Raw genomic sequence first — 26,249 nt, forward strand, 5'->3', positions numbered from 1 at the left:
ACGCGCCGCTCGTCGACGCACCGCTGGGACCGGAGGCCGCACAGCCGAAGAAGAAGACCCGCGTCGGTGTTCTGGTTGCCGGCACGGCCGCGGTGGCCATGGCTACGGGCGCAGTCGCGGCGGTAGCGGTGGTGGATCATCCCGGACAGCCCACGCCCGTCGCCCAGGCGCCGGTCGCCGACCGGGTCGGCAAGCCTTCGCCGATCACCGGAGCAGCTCCTGCGCAGCCGAAGGGGGCAGCACCGGCCGGGTCGGTCGAACAGGTCTCGGCCAAGGTGTTGCCCAGCGTGGTGAAGCTGCAGATCGAGACCGGGCAGGGCAGCGAGGAAGGGTCCGGCATCGTCCTCAGTGAAGACGGCCTGATCCTGACCAACAACCATGTCGTCGCTTCCGCCGCCAAAGGCGCCGGAGGTCAGGGGCCCATGGCCGCCGAGGCGTCGCCCGACGGCCAGTACCCCGGCTTCCCGCGGGGCCTGTTTCCCGGTGGCCAGTTCCCCGGTGGCGACCAGTATTCGCCCGACGGACCTTCGACCAACAGCTCCGGCCGGACCAGCGGCGCCATGCAGGCGACCGTGACGATGTCCGACGGGCGCACGGTGCCGTTCACCGTCGTCGGCACCGATCCCGACGACGACATCGCGGTGGTCAAGGCGCAGAACGTCTCCGGGCTCACCCCGATCTCGATCGGATCGTCGAAGGACCTGAAGGTGGGGCAGAACGTCGTTGCGGTCGGCTCACCGCTGGGTCTGCAGGGGACGGTGACCACCGGCATCATCAGCGCGCTGGACCGCCCGGTGGCGACCGGTGACGGCCAGAGCGGCCAGCAGTCGGTGATGAGCGCGATTCAGACCGACGCGGCGATCAACCCGGGCAACTCCGGGGGTGCACTGGTCGACATGAACGGCGACCTCATCGGGGTGAACTCGGCGATCGCATCGTTGGGCGGCGGCCAGGGTTCGCAGGGTGGCGGGCAGGCCGGGTCGATCGGCCTGGGCTTCGCCATCCCGGTCGATCAGGCCAAACGTATTGCCGACGAACTGGTTTCGACCGGAACGGTCCAGCACGCCTCGCTGGGTGTCCAGCTCTCCGGCAAAGGGACCCGGGGCGCAGCCGTCGCCGGTGTCGTCCAAGGCGGCCCCGCCGCGGCGGCCGGCCTGCCTGACGGCGCGGTGATCACCAAACTCGACGACCAGGTGATCGACGGTCCAGATGCCCTGGTCGCCGCGGTGCGCTCCAAGGCGCCGGGCGACACCGTGACGCTGACCTACGAGGACCAGTCCGGGGCATCGAGCACTGTGGACGTCACTTTGGGTCAGTTGCAGGCCTGACGACCCGAACATGAGCCCCAGCCCGGTACTTCAGGGCTGGGGTTCATCCGTCGAAAATGGCATGACGGGCAGACGCCGGATGTGTGACGATTCCCGGATGCCAAGCACGCTCATCGAGGTCAGGCGACGGTACGCCGAATCAGAAGAGGTCGCGATCATCGACGCGGTGCACGATGCGCTCGTGGCCGCATTCCAGATACCTCGCGGCGACAAGCATGTCCGGTTGTTCTCCCATGAACCACATCGGTTCTCGTATTCGCCGGGCCTGACAGACCCTGGGCTGTACACGCTTGTCACCATCGACTGCTTTGCCGGTCGATCGGTGCAGGCCAAACGAAATCTCTACCGGGAGATCGTCACTCGTCTCGAGGATCTCGGCATACCCTCCGACCACATCACGATCCTGCTGCGGGAGAGCGCGCTGGAGAACTGGGGCGTTCGTGGCGGGCAGGCCGCCTGCGATGTCAACCTGGGTTTCGACGTCAACGTGTGATCGGCTGCGCGCTATCGATCAGAGTTCTCGTCCCGTCCGACACCGGGTAGGAAACGTCCGACGCCGGCGCAGTAGTCGCGATACGGCTGTCCGTGGGCGCGGAGAAGATAGGGCTCCTCGACAACCCGGACTTGCAGTTCGATCGTGGCCAACAGCACGACGAAGGCCGACAGCGCGACCGGATTGGGCGTCATCAGGGTAATCCCGGCGGCGAACACGAGCATGGCGGTGAAGATCGGGTTGCGCACAATTCCGAATACACCGGTGCGCACCAACGTTGTCGTCTCCTCGGGGTCGACGCCGATTCGCCAGGATTCGCCCATATCCAGTTGGGCATGGACGGTGGCGGCGATTCCGGCGACGGCCAGCACTGTCCCGAGCGCCTGAATCCACGGAGCCTGCAGGACGGAGATCGGGGTGAGGACTCCGAGGAGCTGCGCGACCGGAGCGCCCACGCCCACGATGATCGCCACGATGAACCCGGCCCCGGCCAACCATTCGAGCGAGCCGGGGTGCCCGTGAATGCCCCGGAACCCAGTCGAGCCGGTTTGTCGGTATTGGACCCAACTGCGCCATCCGAACCCCAGCACCGCGAAAACCAGATAGAGAATCAGTGCCGTGACAGCCATGATCATCATCTCCTCAGTCGGTCAGTCACCGCAGTTCGGGCAGCAGTCATCTTCGGCGTCGGTGTCGGGAATGGCTGTGTTGCAGCAGGTTTGGCCGCGCCACGCTTCGCGCCCTTCGTGGACGGCGACACCGGCGAGGATGAGTGCGGCGATCGGGTCGGCCCAACTCCAGCCGAACAGGCTGTTGAGGACCAGACCGGCGAGCACCACGGCGGACAGGTAGGTGCAGAGCAGTGTCTGCTTGGAGTCGGCGACCGCCGATCGAGAGCCCAGCTCACGGCCCGCCCGGCGTTGAGCCCAGGACAGCACCGGCATGACGATCAGGCTGGCCGCGGTCAGTGCGATGCCGATCGCCGAGTGCCGGGCCTCGGCCGCCCCGGTCAGTGAGCGGATCGCTTCGACCGTGACGTAGCCCGCCAGTGCGAAGAACGACACGGCGATGATCCGCAGTGCGGTCTTTTCTCGGGCTTCCGGGTCAGGGCCCGAAAACTGCCACGCCACCGCAGCAGCCGAGGACACTTCGATCACCGAATCGAGCCCGAATCCGATCAACGCGGTCGAGGACACCCTGGTGCCCTCGCCGATGGCCACAATCGCCTCGATCACGTTGTAGCTGATGGTCGCCGCGACGAACCATCGGATCCGCCGGTGCAGCAACGCCCGTCGCGCCGGGCCAAGGGGAGCGGGCGGTTGCCGAAGGTCAGACGCCATCAGCAACACCCGTCGGTCGCGGCGTTCGGGCAGTGCTCCGAATCGGCTGCCAGCACCACATGAAGCAGATCGTTCAACGCATGGGCCAGTTTGGGGTCGGCAAGTTCGTAGCGGGTGCGGCGGCCCTCTGGAACTGCCACCACCAGGCCGCAACCACGAAGGCAGGCCAGGTGATTGGACATGCTCTGCCTGGATACTCCCGCGGCTTCGGCCAGGTCGGCCGGATAGGCGGGTGAATCTTTGAGAGCCAGCAGGACCTTGGACCGGGTCGGATCCGATAGGGCGTGCCCGAACCGAGCCAATACCGCCACCTGGGTCAGAGTCTCCACGCCCCGACTGTACATCTTCGGGTGTATTCAGAAAAGGATGAATCGTCGCCGGTGTGGGACGTCACAAGGGGAGTGGACTGCCCGTGACCGTCAGGGAAAGCAAGCGGTTGTCACAGGCCCAGGCCGTTGACCGTCGATGCGTGCCTCATTGATCTGGTGGACGCGAACGCTGACCTCCAACTGGAAGCGGTCGGCGGGGTCCTTGAGCGACAGGCCCGTGAGTTCCTCGATGAGCTTGATCCGGTAGATCAGGGAGTGCCGGTTGAGATAGAGCGCTCTGGCTGCGGCGCTGATGTTGGTGGCCTCGTTGAGGAGGATCTCCAACGTGTGGACGAGCTGCCCGCGGCGCGTCTTGTCGTACTCGATGAGCGGCTGCAAGGTCTCGAGGATGGTCGCCATGGACTGGGGGTCCTGACGCAGCACCTCAGCGAATTGACGCGAGCCGGCCGGCCGGCCGGGCAGGGCCGCCGGTACCGATGTCGGCACCGGGACGGACTGTCCGTGGACCGGAGGGAGCAAAGCCCAACTCACGAGATTTTCGGGAAGCGCACTCAGCCGCTGAGCGGACGCGACCAACACGGAAACGGTGGACGCCGACGGGGCCGAGGAGAAGTGGCACATCACGAGGTCATCGGTGACCGAAGAGTGCACGGAGACGCCGGCCGAGACCGCCAACTCGTCGAGGGCTTCGCCGAAGGCCGCGGCAAGGTCGTTCCAGCCCGCGTCGTCATGTTGGCGCCGTCCGATGGCCATCTCGACCTGTGCGCCGGGAATTGCGGGACTCAACAGGGGAAGCAGGCGTTTCTGAACATCGGCGAAGGGGATCTCCCATGGCAGAAGTACCACCGGGAACTCATGACGATCGGCGAGCGGAACCAGCGAGTTGAGGAGTTCGCGGACCGTGATCTCGGGGGGAGGGCTCAATATGAGCCCCGCCGCATGGGAGGACACGAGATAAGCGAGGAACTCCCGGTTGCCCGGCTGCCGGATATCGGCGCCGGTGCACAGCACGAGGTCGCCGGGGCGGATGAAGGACTCAGCAGGCGCGTGGATGATGTCCACCCAGGCGACTTCACGGGTCAGGCCGCGATGGCCGGCGACCACGGAGCCCCGGTCCAACGGCGCCACGGTCAAGGCCGCCGCCACGCTCAGCGGCGAGTCCTGGGACATGTCGCGCCTTCTCCTGATCTACCGTTGCGGCCCGCTTGTTCGTCGTTCTTGTCGGCGAGACCACGGCGGCACACCCACACCCCCGAGCTCGACGGTACCAGCAAATCGCGGGCGTTCCCGCAGCACGTGAGGGGCATGCTCGCGGACCGGAGAGGCCGCGAGCATGCCCTCGTCGATCACACCGAGGTCAGGTCTGCGGTCGAGCGCCGACTCAGCAGCATGCCCCCACCGAACAGCACCAGCGGCATCACGCCGAAGATCGCTGCGAGGGTTGAGCTGCCACCGACGATCAGGGTCAGATTGGACACGACCAGCACCAGGGCCCCGAGCAGGGCGAGTGTGGCCGCCGAGCCCAACACCACTTTGCGGGTCGAGTCGCCGCGGCGGCTGAAGAAGATCACCACCGAGATCGTCGTCAGCAACCACAGGATCGCCAGTGCGTAGATGCCGAGGCCGCCGAGGGGCCCGAAGATCTGCAGCACCGGGTCCAGCTGGAGAGCGGCGAAGATGCCCATCATCACGAACGAAGCGACGGTGATGGCGAGCGACGCGTTCGACGGGGCGCCGTGGCGGCCGTGGACCTCGCCCAGGCGCTTCGAGAAAACGCCGCTCTGTCCCAGCGCAAAGGCGTATCGCGAGGCGATGTTGTGGAAGGCCAGGGCACAGGCGAACACGCTGATGAACCAGAAGCCGGTGGTGAGGTCGCGCCCCAGCATGCCGAGGTATTGCTGGGCGGTGTTCACCATGAAGTTGTCGGGATCGGCCTCGGCGGCCGCGATGGCGTCCGGGCCGCCGTTGCCCTCGATCAGCGCCCAGCTCGAGAAGGCGTAGAAGCTCGCCACGATGCCGACAGCCCAGTAGGTCGCCCGCGGAACCGTCCGGTCGGGGTCCTTGGCCTCGTCGCGGAAGACCGCGGTCGCCTCCACGCCGACGAAGCCCCACAACGCGTACAACAGAGCGATTCCGACCCCACCTGCCAGGCCTTGCGGGGTGAAGGAGTCACCGGTGATTCCGTGCTCACCGCCCCGCAGCACGATGACCAGGTCGAGGACGACCAGGATGGCCACCTCGGAGACCAGGAAGATCCCCAGCACCTTGGCGCTGAGATCGATGTCGCGGTAACCCAGCCACGCGACGGCAGCCAGTACCAGCGCCGTCAGCAACCACCACGGGATCTCGGGGCCGCCGAAGCGCTCGATGAGGCCGGACAGGATGACGCCGTCGTAGGCCGCCACGCCCAACAGCGTCGCCATGTATGCCGGCAGGGCGAGCACGGCGGCCCCGGCCCCGGCTGCGCGGCCGAGTGCCATCTGGATGTAGGCGTAGAAGGCACCGGGCTTGGTGACGTACTTCGACATCGCGACGAAGCTGGCCGCGAAGAGCAGGAAGACCGCTCCGGCCACCAGGAAGGCGACCGGGATACCCGTCGTCTTTCCGAGCACCATCGCGATCGGCACGTTGCCGCCGATGGTCGACAGTGGCGCCGCGGCGGCCACCACCATCAGCACGATGGCGGGCACACCGAGGTTCCCGCGCAGTTTGGCGGGGCGGCCGTCGGGTGACGTGTCGCGACTCCTTGTGTTGTCCGCGTCGACAACCTGGGACATGGGCGATCCTCTCTGACCTCTGGCACGGGAGCGGCTGACTCGCCGCTCGTCGAGTTCCGGGGATGAAGTCTGCGAGAAGGACGTGGTGTCGGCCAGTGGTCGGGCGCCTCTTTCCAACACCTTGTTGTAGGCCAGGTCACACCGAGCGACGGAAGTGGCGTCCGCATCAAACAGGTTGTTGGAAGGTGCGCGCGGGTCGTTGTTCCCCCGACGCCGTTCCGTCAATGCTGAGCCTCGTCACGCAATAGAGAGGCACGGCGAGCGGCATGCACCTGAACAGCACCGACATCGAGCAGGATCATCGGCTGGGACGCATTCGGCTGTTGGACGAGCAGCGCGTCAACCTCGACGGGTTCGCCGAGCCCGACCCGGACCTGGGGATGATCTCGCACCTTTCGCCCCACGACCCGGCACCGTCCTGGGTCGTGGCCGACGACGGCAGCGTGCTCGAGATGGACTCGACCCCGGCCACGAGCTTCGACACGATCGACGAGTTCATCGTGCGGTACGCCATCGACCACACCGAGGCGCCCCGGTCGATGGCAATGAACGAGACCGATCTGGCGCGGATGATCGTGGATTCGAGCGTGCCCCGTGAGCAGGTGCTGCGGGTCTGCGCGGGTCTGACCCCGGCCAAGATGGCTCGCGTCGTCTCGATGCTGCAACCGGTCGAGATCCAGATGGCGATGATGAAGATGCGTGCGCGCCGGACCCCGGCGAACCAGGCCCACGTCACCAATCGGCTCGACGATCCGTTGCTGATCGCCGCCGATGCGGCTACCGCAGTGGTCTACGGGTTCCGGGAACTGGAGGCGACGGTGCCGGTGCTCGACGATGCCCCGGCCGTCGCGGTGGGACTGTTGATCGGGTCCCAGGTGCCAGCGCCCGGTGCCCTGACCCAGTGCTCAGTCGAGGAGGCACGCGAGCTGGAGCTGGGTGTGCGCGGGCTGGTGTCCTACGCCGAGACGGTGTCGGTCTACGGCACCGAGCAGGTCTTCACCGACGGCGACGACACTCCGTGGTCCAAGGCGTTCCTGACCTCGTCGTATGCCTCGCGCGGCATCAAGATGCGATTGTCCAGTGGGGCCGGCTCCGAGGTGCTCATGGGCCAGGCCGAGCGAAAGTCCATGAACTACTTGGAGTCTCGGTGCGTGGCGCTGGCCAAGGGCATCGGAGCGCAGGGAGTGCAAAACGGCGGTATCGACGGTGCCGGCATCACGGCCTCGGTGCCCGGGGGCGTTCGCGAACTGATCGCCGAGAACCTGATGGTCATGCTCCGCGGGCTGGAGTCGTGCAGCGGCAACGACAGTTTGATGTCCGAGTCGACGATGCGCCGGACCAGCCGGACGCTGCCGGTGCTGCTGTCCGGGTCGGATTTCATCTTCTCCGGTTTTGGGTCCGTGTCCGCCTACGACAACATGTTCGGGCCTTCGAACTTCAATGCCGACGATCTCGACGACTACCTGGTGCTGCAGCGGGACTGGGGCGTCGACGGGGGATTGCGGTCGGTCGACCCGACCACGCTGGAGGCGATGCGGCGGCTGGCTGCCGAAGCCACGCGAGCGGTTTTCGAGTATCTCGGCCTCGCCGACTTCGACGACGATCACGTGGAAGCGGTTGTGGGAGCGCAAGGTTCCAAGGATCTGCCGCAGACCGACGGGGTCAAGGTGCTCAGCGCGGCCAGGATGATCGACCAGTCGGGGCTCACCGTGCTCGATGTCGTCACCGCGCTCGCCGAGACCGGTTTCACCGACCTCGCCGACCGCGTGCTGGGCATGGCCAAGGCCAGAGTCACCGGCGATTACCTGCAGACTGCTGCCATCTTCGACGAGGAGATGAATGTGCTGTCGGCGCTGCAGGACCCGAACGACTACCGCGGGCCCGGGACTGGATATCGACCGTCAGCGGAGCGGCAGGCCCAGATCGACGCGGTACGGCAGGCGAGGTCGGTGGCCGATCTGGTCAAGGAGCAGGCCACCTTCGCCCAGCCGGAGCGGCTCGTTGCGGTCGGCGCCGCCCGGGTCGGCGACGACCCCCGGGAGGTCGTCATCGGCGTCTCACCCGCCTTCGGTACCAAGCTGTTTCAGACACTGTCGGGTCTGACCATCTATGACGCGCTGGAACAGATTCTGGCCGGGCTCGAGGAGGAGCAGTGTGTGCCGCGCCTGGTCCGGATCACCGACAGCATCGACCTGGGGGCCATCGGTAAGTCCGCGGCTCAGTTGTCCGGATCCGGCATCGCGGTCGGGCTCCAGGCCAAGGGCACGACGATCATCCACCGGCGTGACCTCACGCCGCTGGCCAACCTCGAATTGCTCAGCGTCGCACCTCTCATCACACCGGAGATGTACCGGCTCATCGGGATCAACGCCGGTCGGCACGCCAAGGGCGCTACACCGGCCCCGATGCGCAACGCCTACACGGAGGAGGCGATCACCGCGAGGTACCACACCAGGGTGGTGTCGATGGTCGCCATCGAGCGGGAGCAGTCCGAACACCGCGACGAGAACGCAAACCCTCACATCGAACTGGAGTTCACGCAATGACCGTCTCCTCACACTCCGGCCGGAGCGTTGCCGAGGTGACCGTCGAGGCTGCCCGCAACGGCGACCTCGCCCTCGACGACATCCGGATCAGCCGAGAGACCCTGCTCGTTCAGGCAGCTACTGCCGAGCGCACCGGGTCGGCGCAGCTCGCCATGAATCTGCGGCGAGCGGCCGAGATGACCGCGCTGAGCTCTGAGGACATGCTGTCGGCGTACGAGGCCCTTCGACCGGGTCGCTCCACGTTCGCCGAGTTGCAGGATCTTGCACAGAAGTTGGCCGGACAGCAGGCGCACATCTGCGCCGAATTCGTCCGTGAGGCCGCCGAGGTCTACCAACGGCGCGGCCTGCTGCGATGACCATCTGGGCCGGCGTCGACATCGGCAACTCCACTACCGAGGTGGTCCTCTGCGGTGCGGGCGCCGAACTCGACGTATTGGCCAGCGCGCGCACGCCGACGCGCGGCGGCAAGGGGTCGCCGCGGGCGGTCCAGGGCGCCGCACAGCTGGCACGACGCCTGGCCGATGCGCACGGGCTGGCGATCGAGCGGGCGGCATTCGCCCCAACCGGTCCCGTCCGGTCGTCGGTCGAACGGGTCAAGCTGGAGACGCGGCGCACCGGACGCCTCACCATCGCCACCCGATCGGCGGCAACTACCGCGGGCGACGCAGTCGGCGTCGGTGTGCCCGTACCGGTCGAGCATCTCGGCCAGGTCGACGGTCGCCCGGTCGTCGCCTGCGCGACCCGGGATTGGGGATACCGGGAGGTGGCCGGCGCGGTGAACGCGGCAATCGAGGACGGCCGCAACGTCGTCGCGGTGCTGACGGAGAACGACGAGGCGGTGCTGGTGTCGAACCGGCTCGGGACCGCCCTGCCGGTGGTTGACGATGTCGATGTGCGGCAGCTGCTTTCGGCGACGCTGATCGCCGTCGAGGTGCGCCAGGGCGTGGCGCCACTGCAGCACCTCACCGACCCGTTCTGGCTGGCCGATGTGTTCAGCTTGCGGGACGACGAACGGGTTGACGCCCGCGTCGTCGCGGACCGGCTCTTCGACAGCGCGTGCGCCGTCGTCGCGCTCGACAGTTCTGCACCGGCACGCGACACGCCAACCCTGCGGACGTCCGACTCGGCCTGCGAAGTCGGTGGACCGACCGGCTTGGTCCATTCCATACATTTGGCCGATATTGCGGCACAGGCAAATTCACGACGAGGAACGGTCGCCGTCGACAGTGTGGTGATGGCCACCATGGGGGGTGCCGAGGCCGCGCCGGCCGGCGCCGATGAGCTCGGAGAAGCACTCGGGGTCGACGTCACCCGAATCGACTCGGAGGCCGCTGCGGCGCGGGTCGGGGCCGTGACCACGCCCGGTGTGACCGACGACGTCGTGGTGGTGGACATCGGCGGTGGCACCGTGGACGTCGTCACGAACGGATCCCGCGTCGTCCTGCCTGGGGCGGGGCAACTGCTCACCACCGCCACCTCCAGCGCCCTCGACATCTCCAGAAGCGCGGCGGAGTACGCGAAACGCGCGGAGGCGGTCACGGCGGTCACCGTTCAACTCGTCGAGGACGAGCATGGGCGTCGCCAGTTTCTGGAAAAGCCGATCAGCGGCCGGTGTACGGGGTGGCTGCTGACCGCGGCCCCCAGCGGCCTACTGCCGTTCACGTCGCGGATGTCCGGAACGGAATGGCGCAGTTGGCGACTCGCGTCGAAAAGGCTGGTCATCGGGGGCAACGTGCTGAGGGGACTGGAACAGGTGGCACCCGGCGCGACCGGAGTGCTCCTGGTCGGTGGCGGAGCCAGTGACGACGAACTCGTCCGAGCGGTCAGTGAACAACTCGGCCATCAGGTCAGTGTGGGCAGAGGCAATGTGGGTGGACAGCTGGGTCACCGCTTTGCGGTGGCCTACGGGCTCGTCGCCATGGCGACGAGAGGGTAGACGCGACGACCCTACGGTTCCTCGCCTGACTGCTCGTACAGAATCCCGAGCCGATCGATGCGCCACAGCTGACCGAGGACGATCAGTGCGGCGCCCGATATGGTCGGCCACGCTTGGAGCGCGATCAAGCCGTAGACGAGCATGGCGAATCCGGCGAGCGCGTTCAGTGTCCAAATTCGTTGGACGACCCTGAATCCCTGCGGAATCCGGGTCCTGTCACGCATCCACATCCGTTCGCCGTAAATGCCCTTCGACGACCACGCCGTCGGCTTGTCGATGGGCGCGAATGCGTGCGGATTCCACCACAGCCACAGTGCGACCACCGCCAGCGGGACCAGTGCCCACCAGCTGATCCATGTGCGGCTCCAGATCGCCAGGATCGCCGGCGGGATGGCGGCGAATCTGGTCCACACGCTCCACGGATTGGCATGGCGCCGCCACGCTTCGTCGCTCATCCCGGCCATGCGGGCGTACCTGTCCAGAAGGCTCATTGCAGCATTCCTCTCGCCAGCGTGCGGATGGTGGCATCGAGTACGGAGTCGTAGCCGGGTTCGAAGCGGTCGCGATGCATGACCACCAGGCCGATGGTGCGGATGACTTGGAGCAGGACCGCGGGCTCGATGTCGTCGACGAGGGCGCCTTCGTTCTGGCCCGTCGTCAGGTAGTCGAGCAGTGGTGTCACGAGATGTGGTGTGACGCGGGCGATCTGCTCGCTGCCGAGGCGGTGGGTTACGGCGTCGAGTTCTTCGGGGCGCATGATCAGCCGCCGGTACATGGGATCGTCGGCCAGTGCGTCGGTGACGCCCCGCAGGACCGCAACGAGTCCGTCCTCGCTCACCGGGACCTCGAGGGTGGCAGCGACGCGGGCGGCCACCCTCGGTGCCCGCTTCAGCATCACCTCGAGGTACAGCGACTCCTTCGAGTCGAAGAAGGCGTAGAAACTGCCTTTGGCGATGCCCACCGCCGCGACGAGCTCATCGAGCGATGTCTTCTTCAAACCGTGCGCGGTGAACCGCTGTTCGCCGGCGTCGAGCAGGGCGTCGCTGATTCGTTGCTTCTCGTTCTGAGTGAACGCTGTCGCCATAGCTATGACTCTTTCTGCAATGTGGTCATAGCCTACCCCTGCCTGGCGAGCCTCCTTCGGACAATTGACAGGTGCGGAGCTGCGTGTGAGGCTGGCGAAGACGCTTGAGGCGCGTCGGCCGACCTCGGCCGAAGGGCGATGCCCGGCCTGACCTACTGATCATGGAAGCGTCGTATGCCGAGTCTCGAGAATCTCCGCAAGCAGGCCAAGCTCTACGTCCGTTGGCATCGTGATGGCTACTATCCGGTCGCCGCCCACATCCGAGCCGTTCTTCCGCGGTATCGGTCCCTGAGTGACCGCGAGGTGTTGCAGGCACAGTTCAAGCTGACCGACGCGCAGGAGTTGGTGGCGCGGCAGAACGGATTTCAGGATTGGCGTGCACTCAAGGAAGGGGTTTCCGCGGTGACAGTTGGCGGCGCTGATGCCGGTGACGTGCAGGCCATGCCGGATGTGATGGTTGTCGAGGCGCAGATCTATGTCACCGATATCGACGCATCATGTGACTTCTATCGGTCCGCGTTGGGATTCGAGATCGCCTTCGTTTACGGTGAGCCGTCGTTCTATGCCCAGGTCCGTCGTGGTGATGCGCGGCTGAATCTTCGGCGAGTCGACGAACCGGTGTTCGTCGGCGATATCCGAGAACGTGAGCAATTGTTGTCGGCGTCGATAACGTTGACGTCGGCGGCCGCGCTACGGGAACTATTCGTCGACTACCGAGACCTCGGTGTCGACTTGTATCGCACACTCACGACAGAGCCCTGGGGTGCAAGGACTTTCATCGTGAGGGATCCGGACGGCAATTTGATTCTGTTCGCGGCAGGAGCCTCTTGAGGGCCGGCAGGACCGGTCGTGAGCAATGATCAGAACCTGTGGATGAGCCTTGGTAGGGCGGCGTGAATGTGGGCGCGCCTTCCCGGGGATGATCACAAGTCCAGTTCGTTTCTGATCAAGACCGGCGTTGGCGCGCTGGTTGGGAAGGCACGCCCGTGCTCACCGTAGTTCACGATGTCGCGCAGGCCAACGACACCCGCAGCGGTGCCGGTCGGTCGTTGTTGGATGAGATTGTCCGCGACGGTGCCCGGCAGATGCTGGCCGCCGCTTTGCAGGCCGAGGTCGCCGCCTATGTCGACCAGTTCGTCGATCAGGTCGACGAGAATGGGCACCGGCTGGTGGTCCGCAACGGCCACCACAACGTCCGGGAGGTGCTCACCGGCGCTGGGGCGATCGAGGTGAAGGCGCCGCGGGTCAACGACAAACGGGTCGATCCGGAAACCGGTGAGCGGCAACGATTCTCGTCGAAGATACTGCCGGCGTGGGCGCGTAAGTCCCCGCAGATGGCCGAGGTGCTGCCGTTGCTGTACCTGCATGGCCTGTCCAGCAGCGACTTCGGTCCGGCGTTGGAGCAGTTCCTCGGCTCGGGGGCGGGGCTCTCGGCTCCGGCGATCACCCGACTGACCGCGCAGTGGCAGGACGAGGCCGCCGCGTTCGGCCGCCGGGACCTGTCGGGCACCGATTATGTGTACCTGTGGGTGGACGGCATCCATCTCAAGGTCCGCCTGGAGCAGGACAAACTGTGCCTGCTGGTGATGCTGGGGGTGCGCGCCGACGGCCGCAAGGAACTGGTCGCGCTGACCGACGGGTACCGCGAATCAGCGGACTCGTGGGCGGATCTGCTGCGGGACTGCCGGCGCCGTGGCATGCGCGCCCCGGTGCTCGCGGTCGGGGACGGTGCTCTGGGGTTCTGGAAAGCGGTCCGTGAGGTGTTCCCCGATACCCGTGAGCAGCGGTGCTGGTTTCACAAGCAGGCCAATGTCCTTGCCGCACTACCGAAGTCGGCGCATCCGGGGGCGATCGCGGCGATGCGGGAAATCGCGGGCGCCGAGGACATCGACCACGCGCAGGTCGCGGTCAAAGCCTTCGAACTGGACTACGGCGCCAAGTTCCCCAAGGCCGTGGCCAAGATCGTTGACGACCTCGATGTGCTGCTGGAGTTCTACCACTATCCCGCCGAGCACTGGGTACATCTGCGCACCACCAATCCGATCGAGTCGACCTTCGCCACGGTCCGGTTGCGCACCAAGGTCACCAAGGGGCCGGGTTCCCGCGCGGCGGGTATCGCCATGGCCTACAAGCTCATTGACGCCGCACAAGCCCGCTGGCGGGCGGTGAACGCCCCGCACCTGGTCGCCCTGGTCCGGGCCGGAGCGGTGTTCCACAAAGGCAAACTGCTCGAACGACCCGTCGACATCACCCCACCCGAACCGGCCGACAACCCGGCCACCCCGACCGGAACGGAGGTCGCCTGAAAAACACCAATCCACAGGTATTGACAATTACTCACCGGTCGTCGGGGTTGGCCGAGATGGACGCGTTGGGGCTAGATGGCACCCGGCGTGCCGGGCGGGCTCATCGACCCGTCGACATTCGGCACCATTGCCGGAGCCGGTATGCCACCTTCGGCGGCGTTGTCACCGGGTATTCCGTCGTCTGGCACCTGGTCGTACATGCCACCGAAGCAGTCCGGATTCCACCCCTCCGTCGCGCACGCCGGATCGTCGGGGCTGATGGGGGATTCGGGAGCGGCGGGTATGCGGGGTGCCGCCGCAGCGACGGACATCATGCTCGCCGGGACCGCGCCCAGCACGAACACTCCAGCGATCGCCGCCACGGCTGCTCTCGTCAGTGCGTTTCGCGCCTCAGGGGCCATCATCCAACTCATCTGCCGCTCCTTCGTCTGGGACTCAAACGGGCCGGCCGTGACGTTTGCCATTGCCGCACCGTCATCGCCATGCTCGCAGCTCTGCACGTGCTGCGGGTGGAAATCCGAACTTCGCTGGCAAAAACTCCAACGCCGCTTGAAGTTTGACGTAGCTGTCAAAAAACAAGGCGCGAGTCGGCCGGCGCTCTCCACTGGGGCGCCGGCCGACCGCTCCGAGCGATCAGTAGTCCCAGGTGGTCGGCACACAGCGGAAGACGTCACCGGCGGTTGCCACGTGGCAGACAGACGGGAACGGCAGGTGGGTGGCCACCAGCGATTCTCCGGTAGCCGCCAGCTCGCGCAGAAGCTGGATTCGGACCCGCGCGGCCTCCTCGGGATCGTGCTCGAATCCGTTCTGCCACTCGGGATTATCGAACCCGGGTGCGAAGACGGCGTCACCGGCGAACGTGAGCTTGTCGCCGCGGGATTCCAGGCGGACCACGCTGTGCCCCGGGGTGTGACCGCCGGTGCGCGAGATGAGCACTCCCGGCGCCACCTCATACTCGGTCTCGAACGTCCGCAGCTGGCCCCGGTATTCGTCCAGGAACTGCGTCGCGACCCTACGAAGTACGTCGGGGATCGGCTGGGGCATGACCGTGTGGGTGAAGTCGGGTGCCTCCCAGAACTCGGCTTCGGCGGTCGCTGCGTGGATCTGCAGGTCGGGACGCAGTCGTTCCTTTAGGCCCTTGGTGATCAACCCGCCGACGTGGTCCATGTGCATGTGGGTGAGGACCACATCGGTCACGGAACCGAGATCGACACCGGCGGCCTCGAGCCGCTGGACCGTGTTGCCGGCCCGCGGGAAGTCCGGAAACTCCAGCCCCAGCCCGGCGTCGACGAGGATCGTCCGATCGCCGCTGCGCACCACCACCACGTTCAATGGCCAGTCGACCACCTCGGGCGGAAGGAAGTTGTCGCCCAGCCAGCCCGCCAGCTCGGCCGGCTCGACGTTGGTGCCCAGCGTCGAAGCGGTGATCGGCAGCACCCCGTCGCTGATCACCAGTACCTCGATGTCGCCGACCTGTACCGCATAGCGTGACGGCACCAACTCGTCGACCGGACTTCCGAGGTGTGAAATGTTGTCCAAGCTCATGCGTTCTCCTCCTGAGGGCTGTACCGGAAGACATGGTGAAATGACCTGTCTTTCCCGGGGAACGCCCTCCGGAGGCGAGATTCATCCGTCGATCGAACAGGACGTGTCGGGCAGCGGCAGAGTCGGCAGGCGCCGATATGGTCGACCGATGGCCTCGGTCAAGCAGTTCCAAGTCACTTTCGACTGCGCGGATCCGGAGCGTGTCGCCCGGTTCTGGTGCGCCGTGCTGGGGTACGTCGTCCCGCCGCCACCACCGGGGTTCGACGCGTGGGCGGATTTCGATCGAACGCTGCCCCCGGAGCGTCAGGGTTCGATGTATGCCTGCGTGGATCCCTCAGGCATCGGTCCGAGACTGTTCTTCCAACGCGTTCCCGAAGGCAAGGTCGTGAAGAACCGCGTGCATCTCGATGTGCGGGTTGGCGCCGGACTGGTCGGTCAGGAGCGTCTGGAGACGCTCGAGGCCGAGTGCGGGCGGTTGGTCGAGTTGGGTGCGGTGCGCGTGCGACTGCTGGCCGCCGATGGCATCGATGAGTCATGCATCGTGATGCAGGACATCGAGGGCAACGAGTTCTGTCTCGACTGAACGGCTCACCTCACTGCGGAGCCGGCACTGCCGGGAGGGTGTCGACGACGGGCGTGTTCTGCGCCGCGGCGACCCACCATTTCCCGCCGTGCTGAACCAAGACGTACATCGCCATCTCGCTGAAACCACCGTCCAGCGCGCTGCGGCGAATCTGGGCGACCACTACGCCCGGTGCGGGATGGCTCACCTGCGCCGGCTCGAAGCGCGAAACAGGCACAACCGGGGGACCGCTCATCATCCGGCGATGGATCGGGTTGAGGTTCGAATAGTCCTTGAGCACCATGCCTTTTGGTGTGCCCCATAGGATGTCGGCCGCGAACATCCCGTCGTATACGTCGGCGTCTCCGATTTCACCACCGTGCTGGAGATGGTCGATCAGTTCCCGCACCGCCTGATCGCCGTCGGCGGTCGGGGCGTTCAGGTATGGACGTTGCGTCGTCATGGCTCAACCGTAGAATCCCAAGCGCAGTTGAGGTCAAGGGGTTTCACGGCTGGGCTACCGCGCGGTGGCCGCGTCGATCTGTTCACGCAGGATGTCGCCGTGACCCGCGTGCCGCGCGAACTCCTCGCTCATGGCAAGCAGCGTCCATCGCATGCTGACCCTGCCCTCACGGGGATTGTCCTTGGTGTCATCGAGGTCGAAACGGGATGCGATCTCGCGCGATCGGCGGCTGGCACGTTCGAACTCGGCGATCACCTCGGCGAGCGACTCGTCGTCGCCGACGGCGAAGGTGCCCTCGTCGCGATTCGAGTATCCGTCGCATTCAGTTTCGCTCAGTCCCGCCCAGAACCGTTGGAACCAGATGCGTTCCGCGGCGGCGGCATGCTTGATCAACGAGATCGGTGTCGTCAACGATGTGACGAGTCGTCGGCGGGCGTCCGCGTCGGACAGCCCGCGCACGGTTTCGATGAGCGCCTCGCGGTTGCCGTCGAGCATGTTCTCGATGATCGCTCGCTCTTCTCCATCGGTAATTCTTCTGGTACCCATGTGAATTCACTCCATTCTGCTACCCGTTGGGCGCGGGCTGCATTGGTCAGGCTGAAGACACAGGCCGCTGGCGCAGCGATCTGTGCCGAGAGGGATGAAGTGCCCGCGCACTGGGACGGCCCAAGGGCGCTCGCCGCGTGGATTGCGGACCGAGCATGGACGATGCGTATCGCACCGGCATGGCGGCTTCAGCCTGTCAGGAAGACCTGCCGCCTAGGTCAGTATGTGGGTCCGAAGGCCTCCTGGCAATGTTCCGAGGCCCCTCATGTCACTCCGGAGAACCGCTGTCCGACTGTCCGAGGTGCCGTTGGAAGAACCGGGTGTCGATCCGGCCATCCGTCGGTACCTGGTGATGCCCACCCGGGAAGGCGTGCAGGACCTTGTCCTGCGAGGCGAACGCGTCGAACAACTCGAGACCGAATTCGCGCGGGATCTCCTTGTCGTCCAACGGGAGCAGGTACTCGATCGGGATGGTCAGCCGTTCTGCGGCCTCGAGCAGAGCGTCGTGCGCCGACACCCAACCGAAGACCGCGGCGGTGATCCGAGGCTCGATCGCGGCCAGCGCTATCCCGACCGCACCTGAGAGTGACGCCCCGGTGTAGCCGATCGGTGCGTGCGCACCGATGTCGGGCAGCGCCTGCAAGGCGTCGATGGTTACCTGCCACTCCGGGACAGCGCGCTCGGCCACCGATTGGCAGTAGTCGGCGAGGATCCGACCGAACGCGGGACTGCCTTCGTCGCGCGCCTGGCGAAAATCGGTGATCTGGTCCTGGTCTTGTGAGCTTCGCGGTCGATCACCGTGTCCGGGCATGTCGATAGAGACGACATGGAAACCGTCAGCGGTCACCGTGGAATAGGCCCGGGCCATGTGCCGCGGGGCTTTCTTGTCCAAGCCGCCGGGGTGGCCGGCCAGGATGAGGGGAGCGCCCTGAGAATCGGAGTCCGGTGACCAGAGCACACCGGTGACGCCGTCCAGGCTGAAAGTGCGTTCAATGACGCCGTTCGAAATTGTCTGCGAGGTGAAATGCATGGTGTTGCCTCTCGGGATCGCCGTTGGTCAGGCGCTCCCGGCGACACCTTCGCCGAACCCTCAACCGTGAACACGAGCGGGGAGCACCCACATGGTTGCTGCGTACATGGGTCTCACCTCCTCGCGTCATCTCACGGTTCTGGCGCACGGTATCAACGCGAAGACGGACCCGTCCAACTGTTTTTCTCGTCGCTCGGCGGACCGGTCGCGGTCAGGTTCGCGATTGCGTCAGCGATCGCCTCGGCCATGGCGGGGCTGCCGGTGTGACCCGCGTCTTCGATGATCTTCAGTTTCGCCGCGGGCCAAGCCTGCGCGAGTTCCCACGCGGTGAGCAACGGTCCTGACAGGTCGAGACGTCCGTGAATCAGCACTCCCGGGATCTCGGCCAGACGGTGGGCGTTTTGCAACAGCTGTCCGTCGTCGAGCCACGCGTTGTGAGCGAAGTAGTGCGTGCAGATACGGACAAACGCCAACTTCGCCGCGTCCGGCTTGTCGCTGTACTGTCCTGGCTTACCGAGGTTTTCGTGTGCGATCACCGCGTCTTCCCATACACACCAATCGTGCGCGGCCTGCTCGCGGGTCGCGCGATCAGGACTCTCCATCAGCCGTCGATACGCCTCGACAAGGTTGCTGTCGCGCGCTTCGGCAGGCACGCCAGAGCGAAAACGTTCCCATTCGGCAGGCAACAGCAGACGGAGCCCGTGGTAGAGCCAGCGGATCTCTTGTGGCCGGCTCATCGTGACTCCGACCAGGATGATGCCGGTAACACGTTCGGGGTGACGCTGAGCGTAGGCAAGGATCAGCGTCGACGCCCACGACCCGCCGTAGAGCAGCCACTGATCGATCCCCACATGATCACGGAGGAGTTCGATATCGGCGAGCAGATGTTGGGTGGTGTTGCACCCCATGTCGGTGGCGGGATCGGCAGCGTTGGGGACACTGTCGCCGCATCCTCGCTGGTCGAACGAGATGAGGCGAAACTGTTCGGGATCGAATGACTTGTGAGCGCTGCGCGATCGTCCCGACCCCGGCCCACCATGAACGATCAACACCGGGCGACCGTTCGGATTACCCCTGCTCTGCCAATACATCCGGTTGCCGTCACCGACATCGAGCAGACCCTCGTCGCGGACCGGGGCCTCACGGAACGATTCAGCAGCCACAAGTTGTGACGGTACCGGTGGTGACGCGGTACGCGCCGGAGGCTGGACAGCACGGAGTTGGGTCACTCAAATCTGTTGACGCCAAGATGCTTTCAGCGTCACGGCGCGCCTTCGGTGAATCGTGCCAGCTGATCGGCGACGGTGCCCCAACCGTCGGCGAAGCCCAACTCGGCGTGGCGGTTCCTCGCGGCCGGGTCGCCGTGCCGTGCGACGATGCGGTAGTCGGTACCGTCGGCGTGCTCATACATGGTGACCTCGGCCGTCATCGCGACGGGAGCGGGGTTCGCGGGGCGCCACCCGCTGTCGACGGCGTTGGTGAACACCAACCGCTCGAACTCGTCCACCAGCAGGAAGCACGCATCCAGATGCGGCACGAACGCGAGGCCGTCATCGCTCATCCGCGTCACGAACGCGCCTCCTGGGCGGACTTCCAGGCGCTCGACGCGACACCGCGTCGGCGCCGGTATCCACCACTGCGCCAGGCTGTTCGGATCGGTCCATGCCTCCCACACGGCCTTGCGGGGCGCACGAATGATCCGTTCGATGCTGAGGTCGAGATCAGGGTTCATGTCGGGTCCTTCTCCTTGGGGTGGGTGACGAATTGCTCCAGCCGGTCGGTGCGTTCCTCCCAGACGCGTCGCTGCTGGGTCAGCCAGTCGTCGACGACCGTGAGCCGTTCCCGGTTGAGTTTGCAGGTGCGCACGCGGCCGACCTTCGCCGTGTGGATCAGCCCGGTCGACTCGAGCATCCGCACGTGCTTCATGAACGAGGGGAGCGTCATCGTGGCCCCACGGGCCAGATCGCCAACGCTCGCGGGGCCGCGCCCGAGGTGGTGGATCACCGCCCGTCTGGTCGGGTCTGCAAGAGCCAGGAAGACCTCGTCGAGTTCGGCGGAATACTGTGCCACAAGGCTAAGTATCCATCGTCACAATACTTAGCGCAAGGGCTAAGTATTGTGAGGGCGCACCGAAATCTTTGGCCGAAACGCGTCCGGAGGGACGAGGCGTGGCTGATCCTGATCTCAGATGCCCACTGCAGGCCGATTGCACATGTGGGAGAGGCCGATGAACGACGACACCTGCGGCCGCCGGCGGCCGATCGGCGCGACCCGCGTCTTGGCGGTCCTCACCGCGTGCGCGGGGGCGGCCACGATGGCTCTTGCACTGACCTCGTGTGGCGCAGGAGATCACGATGGCGACCAGGGCCGAGGCGACGCGACAACCACCGTGGGGGCCGCGCCGACTCGGATCATCAACGAAATCGCAGTGGACTCCAGTGGTCGGCCCGCCAACGGCTACCGCGAATCAACCGATGCCGTCCCGGACCGTGCGGCCGAGTGCGACGAACCGTCACCTGCGGCCGTCAGCGACAACATCTACGGGTGCGCGCCATCGGCCTATGCCGCCGATGTGTGCTGGCCGGCCGCGGACTTGGATCTGCTCTGCATGAACGATCCCTGGGCGAAGGGAGTGCACCGTATTCACGTTGCCGCTGCGCTGGACCCCGTCACCGCACCCGTTGCGCCCCAACCTGTCGCGTTGCTTCTCGATGACGGCACGCACTGCCGGCTCCGAAATGGCGGCTCGTGGGGTGGTCGTGACGACGGCTACGTCGGCGCCTACCGCTGCGACGCCAATCAGGTTGTGCTTGCCCGGCCGGACGCCGAGCCGATCGACCGGTCCACACCAACGTGGAACGTCGAACTTGGTGATCTGCCGGGATTTGGGCAACCGGCGCAACCGCCCGCCGCCCACGGCGTGGTCACGGCTTGGTTTGCCGGTAACTGACAGATGCCGGCCAGTCCCGCCGTGTGTCAGTGCCGCGGCCGGCCGATCAGTTCCTCGGCCAGTGTCCGCGCGGCGAGGATCGGCTCGGTCGACCGGTCCAGCTTGGAGCCCAGCAGAGCGCCGTCGTAGAGCAACTGGATGCGCCGGGCCGGCACCGCGGGGGAGCTGACGCCGGCCTGATCCAGCAGTGCGGCCAACGTGTCCCGCAACCACTGGCGATGTGCCCGTACGGGTTCGAGCTCCACGCCGGGGTATTCGGTAGCGGCATTGGCGTAGAGGCATCCGCGGTAGTCGCGCCGCGTCGCGGCACCTGAGGCAAGGTCGAAGAAGGTCAGGATTCGATCCACCGGATCATCGATCTCGGCGACCGCGCGTTCCCAGCGGTTGCGATCAGCGTGATCCAAATCGGTGAGGTAGGCGATCACCAAGGCGTCTTTGGAGCCGTAGGTGCTGTAGAGGCTTGCCTTGGCGACCCCGGCCTCGCGCAGGATCTGGTCGATGCCGACTGCGCGAATGCCCTGGTTGGCGAACAGTTCAGCCGCGGTGGCGAGCAATCGCTGTGCCGGCGGGACGGTGCCCGTCGCGGGCACAGCCGTCGCTGTGGTGCCTGCCTGGAGCGTGCTCATGACGTCAGCCTAACCCGGAAAGCTGCATAGACAGACCTGTCTGTCTATGTGAATCTCGTGTCGTTCCGCCCCTGCGACACCGAGGACTTTCATCGTGACTCTGTATCTCTACGAACTTACCCCTGACGCCACCGATGACGCCGCGGTGGGACAGCTGCTCAAGACGCTCGACGCCGAGATCGCCCGCGCTGGTGGGGAATTGATCGAGGCCCAGGTGACCGCGCAGCGCCGGCGGGTGTTCGCCATTGCCGAGTTCGCCGCGGACGCGGCCACGCTGGACGCCGCACAGCCGGCCGTCGCCGCGGTCGCGGGCCCGCATCAGGTCCGACTGGTCGGTGCCGATCTGTCGTCGCTGAAGGCGGCCCGGCCGCAGGCCGGCTATCTGGTCGAGTGGGATCTGCCTGCCGAACTGGACATGGAGTCCTACCTGGCCCGTAAGAAGGCCAATGCTCCCAAGTACGCCGATGTGCCCGAAGTCCAGTTCCTGCGCACCTACGTCCGCGAGGACATGGACAAATGCCTGTGTTTCTACGACGCGCCGGACGAGGCCGCGGTGCGCCGGGCCCGCGATGCGGTGAGCACCCCGATCGACCGTCTGTACGGATTGGACGGACCGCTCCTGTGACGGCCGCGCTCGCAGCATCCGCACTCGACCGGGTGGCGCACTCTGTGGCGGCCCGGGCTGCTGATCTCGACGAACAGCGCAGCGATGTCCGCATCGATCTGGCCGACCTCGGCCGGGCCGGCTGCTGGACCTCGAGCTGTGCGACATCGTCCGCGTCGTCGACGAGGTGTCGGCCCACAGCTTGGCCGTCGGCTTCTCCACCTGGGCGCACCACATGACCATTCGGTACCTGCACGCCGCGTCACACGGCGAATTCGGCGAGCAGATCGGCGCCCTCGCCGCGGCGGAACGGATCGGCGTCACCGCGATGGCGGCTGGTCTCAAACAGGTGGCCGGCCTGGGCCAGGTTCCGGTCACCGGCGCAGCCGATGGCACCGACCTGGTGATCAGTGGCCCGATTCGTTGGGCCTCCAACGTGTTTCCGGGCGCGCTGATCGTCCTGCCGGTGCGTGTCGGGGAGCGGACCCTGGTCGTCACCGTGGACGCCGGTGCCGACGGTGTGACAGTCAACCCCGCGCCGCCGCTGACGGCGCTCGGGGCCACGGCGTCCACCTCGCTGCAGCTGGACCGCGTTCGGGTTTCGCCGCACCAGGTGCTGGCCCCGGACCTGGACGCGTTCGTCGCCGGAATCCGGCCCGCATTCCTGTTGTTGCAGACCGCGTTCTGCGCCGGCGTGACTCGCGCGGCGCTCGCCGCGGCCATCGAGGCACACACGGGCCCGATGGCCCGGTTCGGCGCCGAACTCGACGATGCGGTCACCCGTGCCACGGATGTCAGATCACGGCTGTACGGCTGGGCCGCCGACCCGGATGGCGCGACGGTCGCCCAGCTGATCCGGCTGCGACTGGACGCGGCGGGCCTGGCCGTCGACGTCACCCGCTTGGAGCTCTCGCTGACCGGCGGCGCCGGCTACACCCTGGGCAGCGCCGCCAACCGGCGGTTCCGGGAGACCGCCTTCCTGCCCGTGCAATCACCCTCGGAAGGACAACTGCGGTGGGAACTCACGCGCTACGAATAGCCAACGGCGCCAGATACTTCGGCGAGACACCGGCACTGGCCGATATCGACCTGCAGATCCGCACGGGTGAATTCCTCGCTGTGCTGGGCCCGAGCGGCAGCGGAAAATCCACCCTGCTGCGGATCTGCGCCGGACTGGACGCCCTGAGCATCGGCACCCTCACCTGGTCAGGGGACGGCACCCGGCCGCGCACCGGGGTGGTCTTCCAGCAGCCCCTGCTCATGCCGTGGTTGACCGTCGCCGGGAATGTGGCCTTCGCTCGTCGGTTCGCGGCGCAACGGAGCGGGTTCGACGCCGACGACGCCGCGAAGCTCATCACCAGGTTCGGGCTGGATCACCTCGCCGCGCGTTATCCCGATGAGTTGTCCGGTGGGCAGGCTCAGCGGGTCGCGATCTTGCGGGCAGTCGCCACCCGGCCACAACTGCTGCTTCTCGACGAGCCGTTCAGCGCGCTGGACCCGGCCACCCGTACGGATCTGGTCGGGTGGCTGGGCGAGCTGGCCCGCGAACTCGACATCACCGTCGTGCTCGTCACCCACGATGTCGACGAGGCCCTGTCGCTGGCACAGCGCATCGTGCTGCTCGACGGGGGACGCATTCGCGCAGACTGGACAGTCGGCAGCGACGGAACCCCCACCCGCAGCGAGATTCTCGACCAGTACCGCACCGATGCCGCGGTGGAGGTGCGGTGACGGTGCTGACCCGGCGCTCCCTGCTGACAGGAGCGGCCGGATTGACCGCGGCCGGAGGTCTCTTCGGTATCGGCGGCCTGGCGCACAGCGCGGTCAGCAGCCCGCCGGGTGCCGAGGGTGCCCTGCGGGTCGGCTACCTGCCCATCACCGATGCCGCACCGCTGCTGATCGCCCACAGCGCCGGGTTGTACCCGGCCGGGATGGTGAGCTCGGCTCGGCCTGTGCTGTTCCGCAGCTGGGCGGCGCTGGCCGAGGCCTTCATCACGCGCCAGGTCGACATCGTGCACCTGCTGATGCCGATGGCCGTCCAGCTGCGCTACACGCTGGGCGCCGGGGTCCGGGTGCTGGGCTGGAACCACACCAACGGTTCGGCGCTGACGGTGGCGCCGAACATCCGCGATCTGAGCGACCTGGCCGGCACCCAGGTGGCCATCCCGTTCTGGTGGTCGATCCACAACATCGTGCTCCAGGAACTGCTCCGGGCGCATGGCCTGCGACCGGTGGTGCGGCGCAGCGCTTCCCGCGCCGACCGGACCGTCGAACTGATCGTGATGAGTCCGTCGGACATGGTGCCCGCCCTGGCCAACGGCACGCTGGGCGGATACGTGGTGGCCGACCCGTTCAATGCGGTGGCGCAGATCAAGAAGATCGGCCACATCCACACCTTCCTCGGTGATGTCTGGCGCGACCACGCCTGCTGCGCGCTGGTCACGCGGGACGACGTCATCGCCTCCCGGCCGCGGGCTGTGCAGGCGGTGGCCGACGCGGTGGTGGGTGCGCAGCTGCGGATCGATGCCGACCGGGCCGGCGCGGCAGCCGCACTGACGGGTGGCAAGTATCTGCCGCAGCCGACACCGGCGGTCGCGCTGGCGCTGACCTACCCGAAACCGCCCTATCCGCCGGCGCATCCGGACTGGCAGCCGCAGCGTCTGGGTTTCCAGCCCTTCCCGTACCCGAGCTTCACCCGTCGCCTCGCCGAGGCGATGCACGACACCGTTGTCGACGGCGACCGCGGGTTCCTGGGCCGGCTCGACCCGGCCTCGGTGCACACCGAACTCGTCGAGGATCGGTTTGTGCGCCGTTCTCTGACCGCTCATGGCGGGCCCAGTGCGTTCGGGTTGACCGCCGACCTCACCCGAACCGAACAGGTGCAACCGTTATGACGATCGTCAGTGCCGGCAAAGTCTCTGCATCCGAGGGCATTTCGCGCTGGGGGAGACGCTTTGCACCACCGGCCGTCGCCATTCTGGTCACCATCGCGCTGTGGTGGCTGGCGACATCTGTGCTCAGCGGGCCGGAGTCGTTACTGCGCCAGACCGCGCCGCAGCGGGTGGTGCCGGCCCTGGCAGGTCTCATCGACCGCGGGGTGCTGCTGAGCGATCTCGGTGTCAGCCTGTGGCGGTTGGTGATCGGGTTGGCCGTCGCGGCCGTCATCGGGATACCGCTGGGCCTGTTGGTCGGATTGTCCGGCGTCGCCGAGCGCGCCGGTGGGCCGATCATCGCCTTTCTGCGCATGATCTCGCCGCTGTCCTGGACACCGATTGCGCTGGCGCTGTTCGGTATCGGCAATCAGCCGGTGATCTTCCTCATCGCCGTCGCCGCGGTCTGGCCGGTGCTGCTGAACACAGCAGCCGGTGTCCGCGCCGTCGATGCGGGGCTGCTCAATGTGGCGCGCTCATTCCACGCCACGCGGTGGGAGTTGTTGATCGCCGTGATCCTGCCCGCGATCCGCACCCATGTGCAGACCGGGATCCGGTTGGCGCTCGGTGTCGCGTGGATCGTGCTCGTGCCCGCCGAGATGCTCGGGGTGCGTTTGGGCCTCGGCTATCAGATTCTCAACGCCCGCGATCAGTTGGCCTACGACCAGGTAGTGGCGGTCATCGTCGTCATCGGCCTGTTGGGGTTCGTGCTGGACACCGCGGCACGCTGGCTACTGCGCCGGCGCGTCGCACCTGAGCCGCGCAGCGGTGGCGAAGCCGATGCGGGTTTGGCGCCGGTTGCGTGCTACTTCGTCGAACTCGCTCACGGCCCGTCAGTGTCGACGGTAATCTCC

General features: G+C 66.6%; 28 protein-coding genes and 2 pseudogenes. 14 read left to right on the forward strand and 16 right to left on the reverse strand.

Going from position 1 to position 26,249, the window contains the following annotated elements; genetic code table 11:
- Window positions 1-71: 71 nt before the first annotated feature.
- Together ACNQVK_RS19970 and ACNQVK_RS19975 are read left to right on the forward strand one after the other, a co-directional pair.
- Complete coding sequence (locus ACNQVK_RS19970; RefSeq protein WP_418034231.1) at window positions 72-1,328, forward strand: S1C family serine protease; 1,257 nt, start codon at window positions 72-74, stop codon at window positions 1,326-1,328.
- Between the two features lie 97 nt (window positions 1,329-1,425).
- Window positions 1,426-1,821, forward strand: a complete 396-nt coding sequence (locus tag ACNQVK_RS19975) for a tautomerase family protein (protein ID WP_418030884.1) — start codon at window positions 1,426-1,428, stop codon at window positions 1,819-1,821.
- Window positions 1,822-1,832: 11 nt separating this feature from the next.
- Here the strand turns inward: ACNQVK_RS19975 and ACNQVK_RS19980 are convergent, their stop codons facing one another.
- From ACNQVK_RS19980 to ACNQVK_RS20000, 5 genes are all read right to left on the reverse strand, one after another.
- Window positions 1,833-2,450, reverse strand: a complete 618-nt coding sequence (locus ACNQVK_RS19980; RefSeq protein ID WP_418030885.1) for a methyltransferase family protein — start codon at window positions 2,448-2,450, stop codon at window positions 1,833-1,835.
- A 21-nt stretch (window positions 2,451-2,471) separates the two neighbouring features.
- A complete protein-coding gene (locus ACNQVK_RS19985) occupies window positions 2,472-3,161 on the reverse strand; it encodes a cation diffusion facilitator family transporter (RefSeq protein ID WP_418030886.1) in 690 nt (229 codons plus the stop codon).
- Window positions 3,161-3,505 (reverse strand): ArsR/SmtB family transcription factor, encoded by a 345-nt coding sequence (locus ACNQVK_RS19990; protein WP_418030887.1) that lies wholly within the window; start codon window positions 3,503-3,505, stop codon window positions 3,161-3,163. The genes ACNQVK_RS19985 and ACNQVK_RS19990 overlap by 1 nt, the downstream gene beginning before the upstream one ends.
- Window positions 3,506-3,580: 75 nt before the next feature.
- Window positions 3,581-4,660 carry a PucR family transcriptional regulator gene (locus tag ACNQVK_RS19995; protein ID WP_418030888.1) on the reverse strand — a complete coding sequence of 360 codons (1,080 nt, stop codon included), beginning with the start codon at window positions 4,658-4,660 and terminating at the stop codon, window positions 3,581-3,583.
- A 176-nt stretch (window positions 4,661-4,836) separates the two neighbouring features.
- Window positions 4,837-6,267, reverse strand: a complete 1,431-nt coding sequence (locus ACNQVK_RS20000) for an APC family permease (protein ID WP_418030889.1) — start codon at window positions 6,265-6,267, stop codon at window positions 4,837-4,839.
- 266 nt (window positions 6,268-6,533) lie between these two features.
- Between ACNQVK_RS20000 and ACNQVK_RS20005 the strand changes: the two genes are divergently transcribed.
- From ACNQVK_RS20005 to ACNQVK_RS20015, 3 genes are read left to right on the forward strand one after another with little or no spacing between them, the layout of a single operon-like run.
- On the forward strand, window positions 6,534-8,813 hold the full coding sequence (locus ACNQVK_RS20005; RefSeq protein ID WP_418030890.1) for a propanediol/glycerol family dehydratase large subunit: 2,280 nt from the start codon (window positions 6,534-6,536) through the stop codon (window positions 8,811-8,813).
- On the forward strand, window positions 8,810-9,169 hold the full coding sequence (locus ACNQVK_RS20010; protein WP_418030891.1) for a diol dehydratase small subunit: 360 nt from the start codon (window positions 8,810-8,812) through the stop codon (window positions 9,167-9,169). The genes ACNQVK_RS20005 and ACNQVK_RS20010 overlap by 4 nt, the downstream gene beginning before the upstream one ends.
- The gene (locus tag ACNQVK_RS20015; protein WP_418030892.1) at window positions 9,166-10,749 is read left to right on the forward strand and encodes a diol dehydratase reactivase ATPase-like domain-containing protein; all 1,584 of its coding nucleotides are present in this window, start codon (window positions 9,166-9,168) and stop codon (window positions 10,747-10,749) included. The genes ACNQVK_RS20010 and ACNQVK_RS20015 overlap by 4 nt, the downstream gene beginning before the upstream one ends.
- An 11-nt stretch (window positions 10,750-10,760) precedes the next feature.
- Here the strand turns inward: ACNQVK_RS20015 and ACNQVK_RS20020 are convergent, their stop codons facing one another.
- Window positions 10,761-11,240, reverse strand: a complete 480-nt coding sequence (locus tag ACNQVK_RS20020) for a DUF6653 family protein (RefSeq protein WP_418030893.1) — start codon at window positions 11,238-11,240, stop codon at window positions 10,761-10,763.
- On the reverse strand, window positions 11,237-11,833 hold the full coding sequence (locus ACNQVK_RS20025) for a TetR/AcrR family transcriptional regulator (protein ID WP_418030894.1): 597 nt from the start codon (window positions 11,831-11,833) through the stop codon (window positions 11,237-11,239). The genes ACNQVK_RS20020 and ACNQVK_RS20025 overlap by 4 nt, the downstream gene beginning before the upstream one ends.
- Before the next feature lie 174 nt (window positions 11,834-12,007).
- Here ACNQVK_RS20025 and ACNQVK_RS20030 point away from each other — a divergent pair, with 174 nt between their 5' ends.
- Both ACNQVK_RS20030 and ACNQVK_RS20035 read left to right on the forward strand, forming a co-directional pair.
- Window positions 12,008-12,664 (forward strand): VOC family protein, encoded by a 657-nt coding sequence (locus ACNQVK_RS20030; protein WP_418030895.1) that lies wholly within the window; start codon window positions 12,008-12,010, stop codon window positions 12,662-12,664.
- A 155-nt stretch (window positions 12,665-12,819) separates the two neighbouring features.
- Window positions 12,820-14,139 (forward strand): IS256 family transposase, encoded by a 1,320-nt coding sequence (locus tag ACNQVK_RS20035; protein WP_016894482.1) that lies wholly within the window; start codon window positions 12,820-12,822, stop codon window positions 14,137-14,139.
- A 71-nt stretch (window positions 14,140-14,210) separates the two neighbouring features.
- Here ACNQVK_RS20035 and ACNQVK_RS20040 read toward each other — a convergent pair whose 3' ends face one another.
- Window positions 14,211-14,552, reverse strand: coding sequence for a hypothetical protein (locus ACNQVK_RS20040; RefSeq protein ID WP_418030896.1), 342 nt, complete (start codon window positions 14,550-14,552; stop codon window positions 14,211-14,213).
- Window positions 14,553-14,772: 220 nt separating this feature from the next.
- Window positions 14,773-15,684 carry an MBL fold metallo-hydrolase gene (locus ACNQVK_RS20045; protein WP_418030897.1) on the reverse strand — a complete coding sequence of 304 codons (912 nt, stop codon included), beginning with the start codon at window positions 15,682-15,684 and terminating at the stop codon, window positions 14,773-14,775.
- Window positions 15,685-15,832: 148 nt separating this feature from the next.
- Between ACNQVK_RS20045 and ACNQVK_RS20050 the strand changes: the two genes are divergently transcribed.
- Window positions 15,833-16,267, forward strand: a complete 435-nt coding sequence (locus tag ACNQVK_RS20050) for a VOC family protein (protein WP_409549816.1) — start codon at window positions 15,833-15,835, stop codon at window positions 16,265-16,267.
- A gap of 10 nt (window positions 16,268-16,277) precedes the next feature.
- Here ACNQVK_RS20050 and ACNQVK_RS20055 read toward each other — a convergent pair whose 3' ends face one another.
- The 6 genes from ACNQVK_RS20055 to ACNQVK_RS20080 form a co-directional block, all read right to left on the reverse strand.
- A complete protein-coding gene (locus tag ACNQVK_RS20055) occupies window positions 16,278-16,709 on the reverse strand; it encodes a DUF4440 domain-containing protein (RefSeq protein ID WP_418030898.1) in 432 nt (143 codons plus the stop codon).
- 54 nt (window positions 16,710-16,763) lie between these two features.
- A complete protein-coding gene (locus ACNQVK_RS20060; RefSeq protein ID WP_418030899.1) occupies window positions 16,764-17,255 on the reverse strand; it encodes a DinB family protein in 492 nt (163 codons plus the stop codon).
- 268 nt (window positions 17,256-17,523) lie between these two features.
- Window positions 17,524-18,285, reverse strand: coding sequence for a dienelactone hydrolase family protein (locus ACNQVK_RS20065; RefSeq protein WP_418030900.1), 762 nt, complete (start codon window positions 18,283-18,285; stop codon window positions 17,524-17,526).
- Between the two features lie 152 nt (window positions 18,286-18,437).
- Window positions 18,438-19,448, reverse strand: a complete 1,011-nt coding sequence (pip, locus tag ACNQVK_RS20070; protein ID WP_418030901.1) for a prolyl aminopeptidase — start codon at window positions 19,446-19,448, stop codon at window positions 18,438-18,440.
- Between the two features lie 98 nt (window positions 19,449-19,546).
- A complete protein-coding gene (locus ACNQVK_RS20075) occupies window positions 19,547-20,017 on the reverse strand; it encodes an SRPBCC domain-containing protein (protein ID WP_418030902.1) in 471 nt (156 codons plus the stop codon).
- The gene (locus ACNQVK_RS20080; RefSeq protein WP_418030903.1) at window positions 20,014-20,355 is read right to left on the reverse strand and encodes an ArsR/SmtB family transcription factor; all 342 of its coding nucleotides are present in this window, start codon (window positions 20,353-20,355) and stop codon (window positions 20,014-20,016) included. The genes ACNQVK_RS20075 and ACNQVK_RS20080 overlap by 4 nt, the downstream gene beginning before the upstream one ends.
- Before the next feature lie 157 nt (window positions 20,356-20,512).
- Here ACNQVK_RS20080 and ACNQVK_RS20085 point away from each other — a divergent pair, with 157 nt between their 5' ends.
- Window positions 20,513-21,235 carry a hypothetical protein gene (locus ACNQVK_RS20085; RefSeq protein WP_418030904.1) on the forward strand — a complete coding sequence of 241 codons (723 nt, stop codon included), beginning with the start codon at window positions 20,513-20,515 and terminating at the stop codon, window positions 21,233-21,235.
- Window positions 21,236-21,261: 26 nt separating this feature from the next.
- Here the strand turns inward: ACNQVK_RS20085 and ACNQVK_RS20090 are convergent, their stop codons facing one another.
- Complete coding sequence (locus ACNQVK_RS20090; RefSeq protein ID WP_418030905.1) at window positions 21,262-21,861, reverse strand: TetR/AcrR family transcriptional regulator; 600 nt, start codon at window positions 21,859-21,861, stop codon at window positions 21,262-21,264.
- Between the two features lie 94 nt (window positions 21,862-21,955).
- Between ACNQVK_RS20090 and ACNQVK_RS20095 the strand changes: the two genes are divergently transcribed.
- From ACNQVK_RS20095 to ACNQVK_RS20115, 5 genes and pseudogenes are all read left to right on the forward strand, one after another.
- Window positions 21,956-22,486, forward strand: a complete 531-nt coding sequence (locus tag ACNQVK_RS20095) for a DUF4242 domain-containing protein (protein ID WP_418030906.1) — start codon at window positions 21,956-21,958, stop codon at window positions 22,484-22,486.
- Window positions 22,483-23,504 (forward strand): annotated as a pseudogene (locus ACNQVK_RS20100) (acyl-CoA dehydrogenase). The gene ACNQVK_RS20095 and the pseudogene ACNQVK_RS20100 overlap by 4 nt, the downstream one beginning before the upstream one ends.
- Window positions 23,480-24,196 (forward strand): ABC transporter ATP-binding protein, encoded by a 717-nt coding sequence (locus ACNQVK_RS20105; protein ID WP_418030907.1) that lies wholly within the window; start codon window positions 23,480-23,482, stop codon window positions 24,194-24,196. Before ACNQVK_RS20100 ends, ACNQVK_RS20105 begins: the two are co-directional and overlap by 25 nt.
- Entirely contained in the window at window positions 24,193-25,359 is a 1,167-nt protein-coding gene (locus ACNQVK_RS20110) for an ABC transporter substrate-binding protein (RefSeq protein ID WP_418030908.1), read from the forward strand. The genes ACNQVK_RS20105 and ACNQVK_RS20110 overlap by 4 nt, the downstream gene beginning before the upstream one ends.
- Window positions 25,356-26,141 (forward strand): annotated as a pseudogene (locus ACNQVK_RS20115) (ABC transporter permease); the annotation flags it as partial. The gene ACNQVK_RS20110 and the pseudogene ACNQVK_RS20115, both read left to right, overlap by 4 nt.
- Window positions 26,142-26,249 lie beyond the last annotated feature (108 nt).

The sequence above is a fragment of the Mycobacterium sp. 134 genome, assembly GCF_048282715.1.
GTDB classification, from domain to species: domain Bacteria; phylum Actinomycetota; class Actinomycetes; order Mycobacteriales; family Mycobacteriaceae; genus Mycobacterium; species Mycobacterium septicum.